This window comes from Flavobacterium sp. HJJ (genome assembly GCF_015351475.1).
Lineage (GTDB): Bacteria > Bacteroidota > Bacteroidia > Flavobacteriales > Flavobacteriaceae > Flavobacterium > Flavobacterium marginilacus.
On record NZ_JADKPR010000019.1, the window covers coordinates 95238 to 109791 of the forward strand.

Genomic DNA, 14554 nt, shown 5'->3' on the forward strand with positions numbered 1-14554 from the left:
GTGCAGTAACAACTCTGTCAGGAATTTATTCCAGAGGAAACAGTAAAATAACAATTATATACATCAGATAATTGATTTTCTGGTGTTAAATGCTGCCTCTTTTGGGAAGCAGGATGAAACGGAAATGACTTTTAAAGCTATTTCCGTTTTTTTTAGAAATTGATAATCAACAGCTCTTTATTTAAAATAATTTTTCAAATTCAGCCGGCATTTTATTTATCGGTTTTATTTTAATGTCCTTGTAATAAACCTCAGCAGCTTCACTCTGCAGCTGTATTTTGCCTTCTATTAGAGGCTGAAATTCCTTGCCGTCATAATAACGGGAATTTTGCAAAACCATTACCACTTTACCATTAATTATATGAAGGCTTTTACCCTCAAAACAAACTAATTCAATTTCTGTCCAGCCGTTATTAGGTGTTTCGGCTCTCATTTTTCGCATGCAGAAACCAGTGTTATTTGTGTGGGTGCCAAATGATAAAAAATTTTGGCTTTCATCAGCAACTGCACTCATTGTTCCTTCTGGAAGATACGCTCTGATGTCGATAGCAGCATTGGCAATGTTCCAATAATCTCCAAAATGTCCTTCCATAACCTGAAACTCCTGCGCCAGCATCCAGGCACGCCAGTAATCTACCCCTGCTTCGCCTTGAGAGTGATAAAGTACGCCTGCATCCATAAGTTTGTCTGCTCTAGGCTCCCATTTTTTGGTTCCAAACTTTACTTTTAGCTTTAAGCGATAGTTTTTAAATTTTTCTTTGGTAAAAACACAGCCATAATATTCCCCTGAAACTTTCAGCACCGGCTCATTTTTATCCTGAATTACCGTAAACATATTATTTACATTTTTGTTATAGCCAATTGGCATGATTTCCTTACCGTCAGCATCCGTTGGAATTTTTCCAGAATACCCATTTTGATGTTTATAACTCAGGTACATTTCCCATTTACTCAGATTATTGTCCAATAAATTTATCCAGCCCTCATCCTTGAAATGACTTTCTTTTGTTAAGGAAGTTAAACTGAAAAGAAGCCCAAGCAATAGTAATAAAGAAGTTTTTTTCATAAGGTCTCTGTTGGTTATTTAAATAGCAGTTAGTATAACAAAACTAATGATTTTATTAAAGATGCAGTTTTATACCTTATTAAAAAATAAGATTTTTCTTTTATTTTATCTAATAAATGATTTTTATTTGATAAAAAACAAAATCAGTTGCGTATTAGCAATATTATTTGATGCAATTTTGCAGTCTATTATATAAAATTAATTCACATGGAATTCGGCAGAATCATTATTTCAGAAACCGCATCAAACAGCGAAAATCCTCAAGACATCATCAATTCTAATATTTCAGTAATCAATTTAATGCGCGAAGAAAAAGTAGATGATGATCTGATTCATGAAGATGCTCTGATGAGTTATTATCTGGATTATTACGTTTCCCAATACACTGAAGGGAATTTTGCCCAATTTGTATATAATTCGCGCTGGAACACTGAATTAAATGAACTTATTGAAGAAGGACTTCAATTACTTGGTGCCGAAAAACATTTGGAACTGTTCCAGCAGCAATGCAAAAAAGTAAAACTGATGAGCAGCGTCAAAAGAGAAAAATTCTTCAAAAGCAGACTCGAAGGTGTAAACCCAATTAGAGATTTATTGAATAATGATACTTTTTTTGAAATAGAAGAAAACCTGATAGAACTAAATGCTAATTTCTTGAAATCACATCCAGACACAGAAATACTTTCCGTAGACGAAATGTTTACTGTTCTGGAAGAATTCATAGGACACGAGATCAAAAGAGAATAGCCTTCTGATCAATAATTTTCATTTTAACAAGCACATTCAATTTTCAGTCCGACTTTGTTTCCGCTGGTTCCTTCTGTCGCGTAGCCGTCAAATTTCCACCATTCGATACCGCCGATTAATTCTTTTACCTTGAATCCTAATCTGGCCATATTCAGTGCGCCTTTGGTCGAGGCATTACAGCCTATCCCATCGCAATAGGTTACATACAAAACTTCTCTGTCCAAATGGGCTGTTGTTTCTGCATTCATTTCGCGGTGCGGCATATTAATTGCGTTTGGAATATGCTCTGCCTCATAACCAAATGCTTTTCGGGCATCGAGTGCGATTACTTTTTCGCCATTGTTCAAAGCGTCAAACAAATCGGATGGATCCATCTCAAAGGCTAATTTGTTTTCATAAAATTTTATCTGCTCTTCCATTTATATAATTTTTTAGATTGATTAATACTCCAAAATTAAAGTAACTGTTTTTCAAATACTAACGAAAAGAATTCATTCATTGCATTAATTCTTTTCATATAAATCCATGCAGATTTTTTGTTCCTTTGTAAAAACAATTCTTTAAATGGAAATCAGACATCTCAAATTGATAAAGGCAATTGTCGAAGAAGGGAGCATCACAAAAGCGATTGACAAACTGCATTTGACACAATCTGCCTTGAGTCATCAGCTCAAGGAAGCCGAATATCAATTGGGTACCAAATTGTTTTTGAGAACGAATAAAAAACTGATTCCGACCAAAGCCGGCGAGAAAGTGTATGGAATAGCCAATGAAATCCTAGACAAACTTTCGGAAACGGAACTTCAAATCAAGGAAATGGTTTTTGGAGAATTTGGCGAAATCCGCATCAGTACCGAATGTTTTTCCAGTTACCATTGGCTGCCTTCAGTTATAAAGCAGTTTCATGATTTATATCCAAATATTGAATTGAAAATCGTTACCGAAGCCACTCATTATCCATTACAGAAACTATTGGATAATGTAATCGACATCGGAATTGTCAGTGACCAGATCAAAGACGGCAGAATAAAATATATAGAACTTTTTCAGGATGAAGTGATGATGGCCGTTTCCGAAAATCATCCGTGGGCCAATAAAAAATATGTGACTCCCGAAGATTTTGCCAATGAACATTTAATCATTCATTCTCTTCCGCTGGAAACCGTTACTGTGCATCAGATGTTTTTGGCACCAGCCAAAATAACACCAAAAAAAATAACGCCGCTGCCACTCACCGAAGCCTCAATAGAAATGGTCAAAGCTGATATGGGTGTGATGTCAATGGCAAAATGGGCGTTACAGCCGTATTTAAAAAATGGTGCTGTCAAAGCCATAAAAATTGGCAAAAACGGGCTGAAAAGAAAACATTTCATCGCCATCAGGGCCGAAAAAGAATATCCGGAATATTTCAGTCATTTTATTGGCTTTTTACAAAACGAAATTAATCTCCAATGAACTTTCTGATACGAAACTGCCAGCCAGACGATATAAGCATTTTAATTGATTTGTGCCAAAAACATACCGAATACGAACAAGCCTCTTTTGATCCCGCTGGAAAAGGAGAAAAGCTCAAAAACGCTTTGTTTGGCGAAAACCCAAAATTATCCTGTCTGATTGCAGAAGTCAATGATAAAATAGCTGGCTATACGAGTTATACTTTTGATTTTTCAACCTGGGACGCGGCCACTTTTATGTATATGGATTGCCTGTATCTCGAAGAAGGTTTCCGCGGTTTTGGCATTGGCGAAGCCCTGATCGAAAAGTTAAAACAGATTGCAGCAGACAAAAACTGTATCAATATACAATGGCAGACTCCTGAATTCAACGAAAGAGCCATTAAATTTTACCGCCGCATCGGCGCGACAGGAAAAGACAAAGTGCGGTTTTTTCTGGATTTATAAATGAATAGAAATACCTCTTAAAAACAACCAAGACAAAAAAACAGTTGAGAAAATGAAACTTTTCAAATTTTTAAAAAAGAACAACAGCAAACCAGTATATAAATGTTCTTGCTGTGGACAAAAGTATGACGAGTTACCACTTTGTTTTGGTTCTGAATTTCCCGACTATTACTTTTCTGTTCCGCCAGAAGATAGAGAAAAAAGGATCGAACTAAAAGAAAGTTTGTGTGTAGTTGACAAACAGCATTTTTTTCATCATGGCAGACTGACAATTCCAATTGTTGATCATAATCAAGATTTAATTTTTAATGTATGGACATCAATAAGTGCTGACAATTTTAGTAAACGAATGGACTTATGGGAAGATCCAAGCAGAATAAATGAAAAACCTTATTTTGGCTGGTTACAGACGACTGTTCCAACTTACGAAGACACATTAAATATTAAAACGATTGCAATAGAACAAGAAATGGGAATAATTCCTGTAATAAAATCAATTGAAGAAGAACATCCTTTGACAATAGATCAAGAGAATGGAATTACCTATAAGAAAGCGGTGGAAATTGTAGACGAAATTATTAAAAGTCAGCATAATACAAACTGAAACTATCGTCGCATAAAAAATTATAAAAACTTAAAATGAAACAAATAAGCATATTAGGCTGTGGCTGGCTGGGTCTGCCTTTGGCGAAAACATTATTGACAAATGGGTTTTACGTGAAAGGTTCGACCACGTCCGAAAGTAAACTTCCTATATTAAAATCGTTGGGAATTGAAGCTTTTTTAATTTCGCTTGACAGCAAAAACATAAACGGTGCCGTCGAAAATTTTCTCAACGGAAGCGAGACTTTAATTGTCAATATTCCGCCTCAATTGAGAGGAAAAAACAATGATTCTTCGACTGTGGAAGAAAAGGTATTTGTCGAAAAAATAAAGAATCTGATTTCATTTCTTGAAAACGCTGCTGTAAAAAATGTCCTCTTTGTGAGTTCAACTTCAGTTTATGGTGTAGCCAATGGAAGAATCACCGAAGAAACCCATCCAAAACCAGATACTGAAAGCGGAAAACAATTACTGGAAGCAGAAACGCTGCTGCAGAACAATTCCAGCTTCAAAACCACGATTCTGCGTTTCGGCGGACTCATTGGCGAAGACCGGAATCCTATTAAATTTTTGGCTGGAAAAGAAAATCTGGAGAATCCGGATTCCTGTATTAATTTTATTCATCAGGAAGACTGCATTGGGATAATCCTAAAAATAATTACTGCCGGTTCCTGGAACGAAATCTACAACGGAGTAAGTCCTTTTCATCCCACAAGAGAGAAATATTATACTGAAAAAGCTTCCGGACTGAACTTATCTCCGCCTAAATTTGACCACACTAAACCTTCGGCTGGTAAACTGATTTCAGGCGAAAAAATCGAAAAAATTTTGGAATATCAATTTATAAAACCAAATTTATAAATAGAAAACTAAAATTAGTTAAGCTCTCGCTGCTTCCCAAAATGGCTTTGCAGCAGTCTTGACAATTCTTCCTTTTTAATTGGTTTAGAAATATAACCGTCACATCCTGCTTTTATTGTTTTCTCTTTATCCCCTTCCAGCGCAAAAGCTGTCTGGGCAACAATAATTACTTTTTTATTGAATTTTCTGATTTCCTTTGTAGCTTCATATCCATTCATCTGCGGCATCTGCATGTCCATCAGAATTAAATCAATATCAGGATTATTACGGCAGATTTTTACCGCTTCAACTCCTGTTTTTGCTGTTATAATTTCTTTTCCAAATGGATTTAAAACCTTTAGAATTAACAGCCTGGATATTTTATCATCCTCAGCAATCAGTATTTTCAGTTTTGCGATCTCACAATCGAATTGACACGCCGGCATATTGATTTCTGTACAGTAGTTTTCTTCCAACTTCACCATACTTGGAATTGTAAAATAAAATATAGATCCTTTTTCCGGCTCGCTTTCTACCCAGATTTTACCGCCGAGCAATTCTACATAAGCCTTTGCTATAGACAAACCCAAACCAGCTCCCTGACGTGCCATTTTATCATTGAAATCAGCTTGAATAAAACGTTCAAATATAGCATTATGCCTGTCTTTTGGAATTCCTATTCCAGTATCTTTTACAAAAAATTCAATATGATCATCCTTTTCTGTATATCCAAATTCTATAATTCCTTTGATAGTAAACTTGATTGCATTTTTAACCAGATTGATAAGAATGGCATATAGTTTTTCGCGGTCAGTCCTAATTATAGTTTCATCCCCGTCCAGAGGCGTTTTAAGAAGAAGAAGCACTCCTTTCTCCTGTGTTTCGGGCTTAAAAAAAGTATGTATGTACTGGAGCAGTTCATCAATATTTGTCGCTGAAAAAACAGCGTTCATCTGCCCAGCCTCAATTTTTGAAATATCGACAATATCATTGATAATATTAAGCAGACGGGTACCGCTCTTTTCGATAATTTCAAGGTAATTCTTCTGTTCTTCACTGCTTAGATCAGCTTCTTTCAATAATTCGGCAAACCCCATTATTCCATTCATCGGAGTTCTGATCTCATGACTCATATTGGCGAGAAAAGCAGATTTTAACTGGTCGCTTTCTTCTGCTTTTATTTTAGCTTTCTGCAGTTCACTGATGGCTTCTTTTAGTTTTTCCTTAGATGAAATTAATTTTTTATAATTTTTTTTGAGCGAATTATTTATCCGCTCATACTCTTTGTTTTTAACCGAAAGATCCTGACTTAAACGCCATGCAATGATTTTTGCACGCCGTTTGGTTATTAATAAGGAATAAGATAATGCAAATAACAGCAGACTTATTACGATGCCGCCAATTGCTGCCACTAGTGTTTTACCCGAAAAGAAAAAGGAGCTTCCAATTGGCTGGGAAAATACCAAAGTCCATTTTTTATTATTAAACAAAACTGGAAGTATTCGCGTTCTAATCTTGGTATCGCTGCTTTTTATACTGTTTTCATGGTTATCGAACAATAGTGTTTTTTGTGAGAGGAATTCGCCGTCATAAATTTTCAAATGAATATTTTTGTCACCGTCTAACTTCCATTCCTCTAAAATACTTTTCATTAAATCATCCATCCGAAAAGGGCTGAAAACCCATCCCAATATAGCCGAACGCCTTTCTGCTATTGTATTTATTAGCGTATTTTTATAAACAGGAACGTAGATTAATGTCCCTGCCTGAACATTTTTTTTAGTTTCCTGGCGCAGCACTACTTTTCCTGACAGAACCGGCATATTATAATCCCGGGCTTTTTCCATCGCTTTACGTCTGACTGATTCTGAAAACATATCGAAACCCAGAGCCCGGGCATTTCTTTCATTATATGGCTCAAGATAAATGATCGAAGTGTAAACTGCTCTGTCTCCCGCAGGATAAACTGTGTATTTTGAAAATCCTTCTTTCTGAATATTCTGAATGTGTTTTTTTAACTGCTCTTTTTTTACGATAGCTGCATATCCAAAACCCTGGACTCCTTTAAAATTTTCATTCACTGTTGAAAATTTATTGAATTGCTCCCACTCTTTCCGAGTGACTAATTGGGAAGCTTCAAAAAAAGAAGAAGCATTAAGAAGAAATTGTACATGCAGATTGATTCGGAGGAAAATCTTTGTTTTAACCTCATTACATGCCAGAACGAACTCTTTTTGAGACTGAGATTCATCATCCTGGCTTACATAATGGGAAACACCAAAAGTTATTATAAGTCCAACAAATAGAATTACAAAAGAATTCCACAAAGGGTTGTGATTTTTTGCAGCGCTATTTTTTATATGTCTTACATTTGGCATCTTACTATTTCTTCAGCAGTTAAAGTAACTTATGGAAAGCGATATTTTTTATCTTCAGTTTAAATTATCATTTATCTGAAAGGTATAAATCCGTTTTTTAAACTTAAAAAAAAATCCTTTAATAAAGAACAAATTAATAAAAAATAATAATATTAAAAAATCATGTTAAAAACTTAACAATTTATAAAAATAAACCGTCTTTTATTACAGCTTTTGTAAGTTTAAAAAACATTCGGTCTCTGGCAACAGAAAACAAAATCTGCGGTAAGATCTGTTATTATATGAATCAAATCCGCTGTTCTCGAATGGTTTTCATTCCATTTTATTTTAGAAACTATCTTAAAACAGAAAAAAATTACAGTAAAAAGACATTGTTTTAATCTTACCTTTGCCACGGTTTGGTTACTCCTAACCTTGCATTAAAACTGCTTTAGACCGACAAAATCGAAAGGTTTTTTGGCAGATGCCTTTATTAAAAATAGTTTATAAATTGAGAACAAAAATAAAAACTGCTATAAAATCCAGAATTAACGCCATCGGGTTACCTATTTTCGCATTGTGCTGGGTAGGATTTTTTTGGGGCACCACATGGCTGGCATCCAAGGAAGGTGTGAGACATATGCCGGGACTGCAGCTTGCTGCCATAAGACAGTTTATAGCTGGATTTCTTTATTTATGTTTCTTTATTTTTAAAAAAGAGCCTTGGCCTAAAGGAAAACAATGGAGAACAATTCTGATTTTAAGTCTGCTCAATTTCTTTTTAAGTAACGGTCTTAGTACTTGGGGCGTAAAATATATTAGCAGCGGTTTGGGCGCTATCATAGCAGCAATGGTTCCTTTGTGGATTTTACTAATTAATTTTTGCAAAGGCGAACGCATCACCAGATTAGCAGTTTTAGGAATTTTAATCTGTTTTGGCGGTGTCTGCATTATTTTCTACGAACACCTGCTTGATTTTTTGCAGCCTGACTTTCAATTTGGGATTGTGCTTTCTATAATGGCAACTATTACATGGTCATTTGGAACATTATACACCAAGAAAAAGGCCGCAAGTTTTAATCCGTATTTTAGTTTAGGCCTGCAGATGTTTATTTCCAGTATTTTTCTTTTTTCGTTGATAGGTGCCACTGGAACGGGTATTCCCCTGTCTGAAATCCCTGTAAATTCCTGGTGGGCAATTGCTTATTTGGTAATTATTGGATCGCTTTTAACTTTTATTGCTTTTATTTATGCACTGCAGAAACTCCCAACAGAACTGAGCAGCCTTTATGCTTATATGAATCCAATAGTTGCAGTAATTCTTGGCTCATTGATTTTTGAAGAACCTTTAACCTCGGCAATTATTTTTGGCGGAAGCGTTACTTTAATAGGTTTGTATCTTATTAATTTCGCCATGCGAAAAAAACGCTGACCAGAAGTATAATTACATCTGATTCTTTCATAATACTCAAATCTTATATCGAATTTGGTTTTAAAAGACATAAAAAAATCCCATCAGTTTTAGAATCTGATGGGATTTTTTATGCTTTTAGCTAAAATTATTTACTACCAGATTTTAACTCTTTTCTCAGGAACGATAAACATTCCTTCACCCGATTTAATATCAAATGCTTGATAAAAAGCATCAATATTCTGTAATGGTACATAACCTCTATACATACCCGGCGAATGCGGATCTGTTTTTACACGGTTTTTGATAGCTTCATCACGCATTTTGATGCGCCATACGGTAGCCCAAGATATAAAGAAACGCTGTTCTGGTGAAAATCCATCAATTAGTTCGGGTCTTCCGTTTTCTTTCAAAAACAATTGCAATCCATCATAAGCGGCGTTTACTCCCCCTAAATCGCCAATATTTTCGCCAAGCGTAAATTTACCGTCGACATGTATTCCCGGTAAAGGCTCTAATGCACTGTACTGATCGGCAAGAGCTGTTCCTAATGCACTAAATTGTTTTAAATCTTCGGCAGTCCACCAGTCAACAAGATTTCCATCAGCATTGTAGCGCGCTCCTGAATCGTCAAATCCATGAGATATTTCATGTCCGATAACAGCTCCAATTCCTCCATAATTTACAGCTTCATCGGCTTGGTAATTATAAAATGGAGGCTGTAAAATGGCTGCAGGGAAAACAATTTCGTTATAAGATGGGTTATAATAAGCATTTACAGTTTGCGGAGACATGTGCCATTCTGTTTTATCAACTGGTTTTGAAAGTTCCTCAATAGCTTTTTGATGATTCCAGACTGAAACATTTTTTGAATTCTCAAAATAACTGCCTCCTTCAGAAGGCGCTTTTATTACTAGTTTTGAATAATCTTTCCATTTATCCGGATATCCGACTTTTATAGAAATTTTATTTAATTTTTCAATTGCTTTTACTTTTGTTTCAGCAGACATCCAAGTTAAATTGTTAATTCTGAATTCATAACCTTTGATGATGTTTTTAATCATCTTCTCCGCTTTTGCTTTCGCTTCTGCAGGAAATAATTTTTCAACATATAATTTCCCTAAAGCTTCTCCAATATTTCTATTCACAATCAGTAAAGCTCTTTCTTCAAGAGGTCTTTGTGTAATGGCACCTGTTAATGTTTTTTCATAAAAATCAAAATCAGCAGCATCTATATTCATTGATAATTTGCTGGCTGAATTATTCAACAGAGTCCATTTCATAAATTCTTTCCAGTCATCCACTTTATTTTCGGTAAAAATAGCCTGCAACGCTTTCATATAACGAGGCTGATCAACATTGACTGTACTTAATTTTGAAAATCCAACTCCCGAAAAATAATTTTCCCAATTGATTGCCGGTACCATTTTTTGTAAATCGGCAATTGTCGTGGGATTGTACTGCAGTCTGGAATCTCTTCGTTCAACCCTATCCAATCTAGGTTTTGACATAGAAGTTTCCAAAGCTAAAATTTTTGCAGCGCTCTCATTGGCCTGCTTTGGATTTTCACCTATAAACTGAAGCATTCTAGCAACATGCAGCAGGTATTTTTCTCTTTTTTCTTTAGAATCTTTATCATCAGAAACATAATAATCTCTGTCTGGCAGCCCCAGTCTTCCTAAGCCAAGACTAACTGTATTTTTATTGCTGTCTTTCTCATCCGCTCCTACTCCAACTCCAAAAAAACCAATTCCGCCAATCGATTCCATTTCAATCAGTATTTTTTGCAGATCCTCGATATTTTTTATCTTATCGATTTTTGCCAAATACGGTTTCAATGGATTAATTCCCTGCTTATTTCTGACTACTGTATCAAGGAATGACTTATAAAGATTAATAGCTTTTCCCTGATCAGTATTTGATTTATACTTTGGATTTTTTGAAGATTCTTTCAAAATATCCAGAGCATCTTTATCTGTTTTCTTAACCAGCTCGCTAGAAGATCCCCAAGTTGTTCTATCATTTGGAATTTGGGTTTTTTCTAACCAAGTTCCATTTACAAATTGGTAAAAATTATCATTTGGCTTTACATTTTTGTCCATAAATGTGACATTGATTCCTGGTTCAGCCATCTTTGCTGCTGACTGCGCTTGGCTTTGAGATGCCCAAATCAATGCAGGGATCGCAAATAAAACCCTTTTTGTCAATACATTTTTCATTAATAAATTGTTTAGAAGTTGTTACAAACATATAAATAATTTATCGTTTTGTTATATTTTTAAAAAAATACATAAAATTAAAAAACCTGAAAAAGAAACTACTTTTTGTATTTTTGCATCAAATCACAATTATGTCTGCTTTCTTCAAAAAATATCGAACCTACCTAACCATTGTTTTAATTTTTTCAATCGTAACATTGTACTTGTTTTATTCAGCCTTGAAACCCAATAAAACACTGCCAATCTATAATCCGGCTGATGTAAACCCAGAATTAGTAGACTCAACCGTTCAATACGTCAGCAAATACCACACAATCGCTGATTTTTCCTTTACTAATCAAAATGGAAAAACCATTACCCAAAAAGACTATGAAGGAAAAGTATACGTAGCCGATTTTTTCTTTACAACCTGCGGTTCTATTTGTCCAAAAATGACAACTAACCTAGTCGATGTGCAAAAAGCAATCAAGAAGAATCCAAAAGTTAAACTGCTCTCGCTTTCTGTCTTCCCGGAAACTGACACCGTGCCTGCATTAAAAGAGTATGCAAAAAAGTATGGTGTCATTGATGCCAAATGGAATCTGGTTACCGGTGACAAAAAAGAAATCTACACAATGGCACGAAAATCATACTTGGCCGTAAAAATGGGCAGACCAGACCAGTTATACGATATGGTGCATACTGAAAATTTTGTTTTGGTTGACCAAAAAAAGCGCGTCCGCGGATTTTATGACGGTACTAAGAAAGAGGAAATTCAAAGATTAATTGAAGATATTGATTGGCTTTGCGCCAATGAAAAAAATGAGTAAAACTGATAATAATCAAGTATAGTTATAAATAAAAATGTATTTTTGCAATCTAAATTCAATCTAAATAAGCTTTGCAAACAACGATACATTCTCTCAAAAAAGGCCAAAAAGCCACTATCCTGGATTTTGATATCGATTTAATCCCATTAAAACTTCTGGAAATGGGCTGTTTGCCAGGTAATGACGTTGAATTGCTTCAGGTGGCTCCGTTTGGTGATCCTCTGTATCTAGATATAAATGGCTCACACCTTGCTATTCGTATTGAAACCGCCAAACTTATTGAAGTAGAACTGATTAATACTTCAGAAAAATGAGTTTAAAAAACATCAACGTTGCATTAATTGGAAACCCAAATGTTGGGAAAACTTCAGTTTTTAATCAGCTTACTGGTTTAAATCAGCAAGTGGGGAACTATCCCGGAATTACCGTAGAGAAAAAAATGGGTTTTTGTAAACTGCCCAACAATATCAAAGCCAATATTCTTGATTTACCCGGTACTTACAGTCTAAATGCCAGTTCAATTGATGAAAGTGTTGTTATTGAACTCCTGCTGAACAAAAATGACCGTCTCTATCCAGACGTTGCATTAGTTGTTACTGATGTAGAAAATCTAAAACGAAATTTACTTCTTTATACACAGATAAAAGACCTTGAAATTCCAACTATTTTGGTCATTAATATGGCAGATCGAATGGAAACCAAAGGAATCAGCCTGGATATTCCCTATCTTGAGGAACACTTAAAAACCAAAATTGCATTAATAAGTTCCAGAAAAGGGTACGGAATCGAAGAATTGAAAAACCTAATTATCAGTTACAAAACCATTTCGGCAGAACCTTGTTTGAATGCTTCAGTAATCGATAAGCCATATTTTGACAGTCTTCAGCAGGCCTTTCCTAATCAGCTGCTGTATAAATTGTGGCTGGTTATCACACAGGATGTCAACTTTTTGAATTTGGAGCGAAATGAAATCCGAAGCACGTTTACGAAATCCCATTCGGATTTGAAGCGTCTGCAGCAAAAAGAAACCATCAAACGCTATCAGTTCATCAACAATGTTTTAAAAGAAGGTCTGAAAGTTGATGCTAGTATTGCCAAAGATTACCGAAGTAAACTAGACCGTGTACTTACTCATAAAGTGTGGGGCTACGCCATTTTCTTCGTGATTTTGTTTGTGATTTTTCAATCAATTTTCGAATGGTCAAAAATTCCGATGGATTTTATCGACAGTACTTTTGCTACACTAAGCACCATAGCTGGAGAACATTTACCTTCAGGAATGCTGACAAATTTGATTTCGCAGGGAATAATACCGGGAATTGGCGGTATTTTAATATTTATACCCCAGATTGCCTTCCTGTTTCTGTTCATTTCGATACTCGAGGAAAGCGGTTACATGAGCCGTGTTGTTTTTTTAATGGACAAAATCATGCGCCGGTTTGGATTATCCGGAAAAAGCGTAGTTCCTTTAATTTCAGGAACTGCCTGTGCTATTCCAGCTATTATGGCGACCCGAAATATCGAAAACTGGAAAGAAAGACTGATTACTATACTGGTAACTCCTTTTACAACCTGCTCTGCCCGTTTACCTGTTTATGCCATTATTATTGGATTGGTAATTCCTGATACTTATGTTTTTGGAATTTTAAATCTTCAGGGATTAACCTTAATGCTGCTGTATGTTATCGGTTTTGGAATGGCAATTCTAGCTGCTTATATTCTGAATCTTATTTTGAAAGTAAAAGGCAAAACATTTTTCGTTGTAGAAATGCCTAATTACAAGCTGCCAATGTTTAAGAATGTTGCCATCAACGTAATTGAAAAAACAAAAGCATTCGTTACTGGAGCTGGAAAAATCATTTTGGCAATATCCATCATTCTATGGTTTTTGGCTTCTTACGGACCAGGAAAAGAGTTTAAAGATGCCGAAAAGATTGTCTTTGAAAATGCAAAAGAACATCCGCTGTCATCAACAGAATTTGATAATGCTGTGGCCTCTCAAAAACTCGAAAACTCTTATATTGGATTAATGGGAAGAGGCATAGAACCAATTATCTCTCCATTAGGATACGACTGGAAAATAGGCATAGCCATTATCAGTTCATTTGCCGCCAGAGAAGTTTTTGTAGGCACTCTGGCAACCATCTACAGTGTGGGCGGAACCGACAATGAAAATACTATAAAAAATAAAATGGCCGATGAAGTGAATCCGGTAACCGGTGAAAAAATATTCAATTTTGCTTCGGGTATTTCCTTATTAATGTTTTATGCTTTTGCTATGCAGTGTGCCAGTACGCTTGCCATAACAAAGAAAGAAACCAATTCTTGGAAATGGCCGGCCGGTCAGCTTGTCTTTATGAGTACTTTAGCATACGTAGTAGCATTAATTGCTTTTCAAATCTTAAAATAAAGCATAATGATTCAGGAAATTATAGCCTTTGTTATACTTATCATCGCACTTGCATTTTTAATCCGTAAATTTTTCTTCAAAAAAAAATCGGACAAAAACTGCGGAAATGGTGATTGTGGCTGCAGTTGATTGGGATTCCAATACTTAGAGCCTGTTAAAAATCTAAAATAATAATTAGTATGGGGCAAAAA

General features: G+C 35.3%; 14 protein-coding genes. 10 read left to right on the plus strand and 4 right to left on the minus strand.

The annotated features are described in order from the left end of the window. Positions 1 to 181: 181 nt before the first annotated feature. The gene (locus IRZ80_RS15180; RefSeq protein WP_194642426.1) at positions 182 to 1066 is read right to left on the minus strand and encodes a DUF1080 domain-containing protein; all 885 of its coding nucleotides are present in this window, start codon (positions 1064 to 1066) and stop codon (positions 182 to 184) included. Positions 1067 to 1273: 207 nt separating this feature from the next. Here IRZ80_RS15180 and IRZ80_RS15185 point away from each other — a divergent pair, with 207 nt between their 5' ends. Next, complete coding sequence (locus IRZ80_RS15185) at positions 1274 to 1813, plus strand: DUF4375 domain-containing protein (protein ID WP_194642427.1); 540 nt, start codon at positions 1274 to 1276, stop codon at positions 1811 to 1813. A 23-nt stretch (positions 1814 to 1836) separates the two neighbouring features. On the opposite strand, the gene IRZ80_RS15190 is transcribed toward IRZ80_RS15185, so the two are convergent. Continuing rightward, the gene (locus tag IRZ80_RS15190; RefSeq protein ID WP_194642428.1) at positions 1837 to 2232 is read right to left on the minus strand and encodes a rhodanese-like domain-containing protein; all 396 of its coding nucleotides are present in this window, start codon (positions 2230 to 2232) and stop codon (positions 1837 to 1839) included. Between the two features lie 145 nt (positions 2233 to 2377). Between IRZ80_RS15190 and IRZ80_RS15195 the strand changes: the two genes are divergently transcribed. Genes IRZ80_RS15195 through IRZ80_RS15210 form a run of 4 tightly spaced genes read left to right on the plus strand, consistent with a single transcriptional unit; the run spans position 2378 to position 5178 of the window. Next, entirely contained in the window at positions 2378 to 3268 is an 891-nt protein-coding gene (locus tag IRZ80_RS15195) for a LysR family transcriptional regulator (protein WP_194642429.1), read from the plus strand. Further along, entirely contained in the window at positions 3265 to 3714 is a 450-nt protein-coding gene (locus IRZ80_RS15200; RefSeq protein ID WP_194642430.1) for a GNAT family N-acetyltransferase, read from the plus strand. Before IRZ80_RS15195 ends, IRZ80_RS15200 begins: the two co-directional genes overlap by 4 nt. A gap of 52 nt (positions 3715 to 3766) precedes the next feature. Beyond that, the gene (locus tag IRZ80_RS15205) at positions 3767 to 4318 is read left to right on the plus strand and encodes a DUF2199 domain-containing protein (protein ID WP_194642431.1); all 552 of its coding nucleotides are present in this window, start codon (positions 3767 to 3769) and stop codon (positions 4316 to 4318) included. A gap of 35 nt (positions 4319 to 4353) precedes the next feature. After that, a complete protein-coding gene (locus tag IRZ80_RS15210) occupies positions 4354 to 5178 on the plus strand; it encodes an SDR family oxidoreductase (protein WP_194642432.1) in 825 nt (274 codons plus the stop codon). Positions 5179 to 5192: 14 nt separating this feature from the next. On the opposite strand, the gene IRZ80_RS15215 is transcribed toward IRZ80_RS15210, so the two are convergent. Continuing rightward, on the minus strand, positions 5193 to 7535 hold the full coding sequence (locus IRZ80_RS15215) for a CHASE domain-containing protein (RefSeq protein ID WP_228520919.1): 2343 nt from the start codon (positions 7533 to 7535) through the stop codon (positions 5193 to 5195). Positions 7536 to 8025: 490 nt separating this feature from the next. On the opposite strand from IRZ80_RS15215, the gene IRZ80_RS15220 reads away from it, so the two are divergent. Further along, a complete protein-coding gene (locus tag IRZ80_RS15220; protein WP_228520920.1) occupies positions 8026 to 8946 on the plus strand; it encodes a DMT family transporter in 921 nt (306 codons plus the stop codon). A gap of 134 nt (positions 8947 to 9080) precedes the next feature. Here the strand turns inward: IRZ80_RS15220 and IRZ80_RS15225 are convergent, their stop codons facing one another. Next, positions 9081 to 11144 carry a M13 family metallopeptidase gene (locus IRZ80_RS15225; protein WP_194642434.1) on the minus strand — a complete coding sequence of 688 codons (2064 nt, stop codon included), beginning with the start codon at positions 11142 to 11144 and terminating at the stop codon, positions 9081 to 9083. A gap of 131 nt (positions 11145 to 11275) precedes the next feature. Here IRZ80_RS15225 and IRZ80_RS15230 point away from each other — a divergent pair, with 131 nt between their 5' ends. The 4 genes from IRZ80_RS15230 (at position 11276) to IRZ80_RS15245 (ending at position 14492) form a co-directional block, all read left to right on the plus strand. Further along, positions 11276 to 11953 carry an SCO family protein gene (locus IRZ80_RS15230; protein ID WP_194642435.1) on the plus strand — a complete coding sequence of 226 codons (678 nt, stop codon included), beginning with the start codon at positions 11276 to 11278 and terminating at the stop codon, positions 11951 to 11953. 71 nt (positions 11954 to 12024) lie between these two features. Further along, positions 12025 to 12267 carry a ferrous iron transport protein A gene (locus IRZ80_RS15235; protein WP_115814808.1) on the plus strand — a complete coding sequence of 81 codons (243 nt, stop codon included), beginning with the start codon at positions 12025 to 12027 and terminating at the stop codon, positions 12265 to 12267. Next, positions 12264 to 14363: a ferrous iron transport protein B gene (gene feoB / locus IRZ80_RS15240; RefSeq protein WP_194642436.1), complete on the plus strand. Its 2100-nt coding sequence runs from the start codon at positions 12264 to 12266 to the stop codon at positions 14361 to 14363. Before IRZ80_RS15235 ends, feoB begins: the two co-directional genes overlap by 4 nt. A gap of 6 nt (positions 14364 to 14369) precedes the next feature. Further along, entirely contained in the window at positions 14370 to 14492 is a 123-nt protein-coding gene (locus IRZ80_RS15245; protein WP_194642437.1) for a FeoB-associated Cys-rich membrane protein, read from the plus strand. The last annotated feature ends 62 nt before the right edge of the window (positions 14493 to 14554 follow it).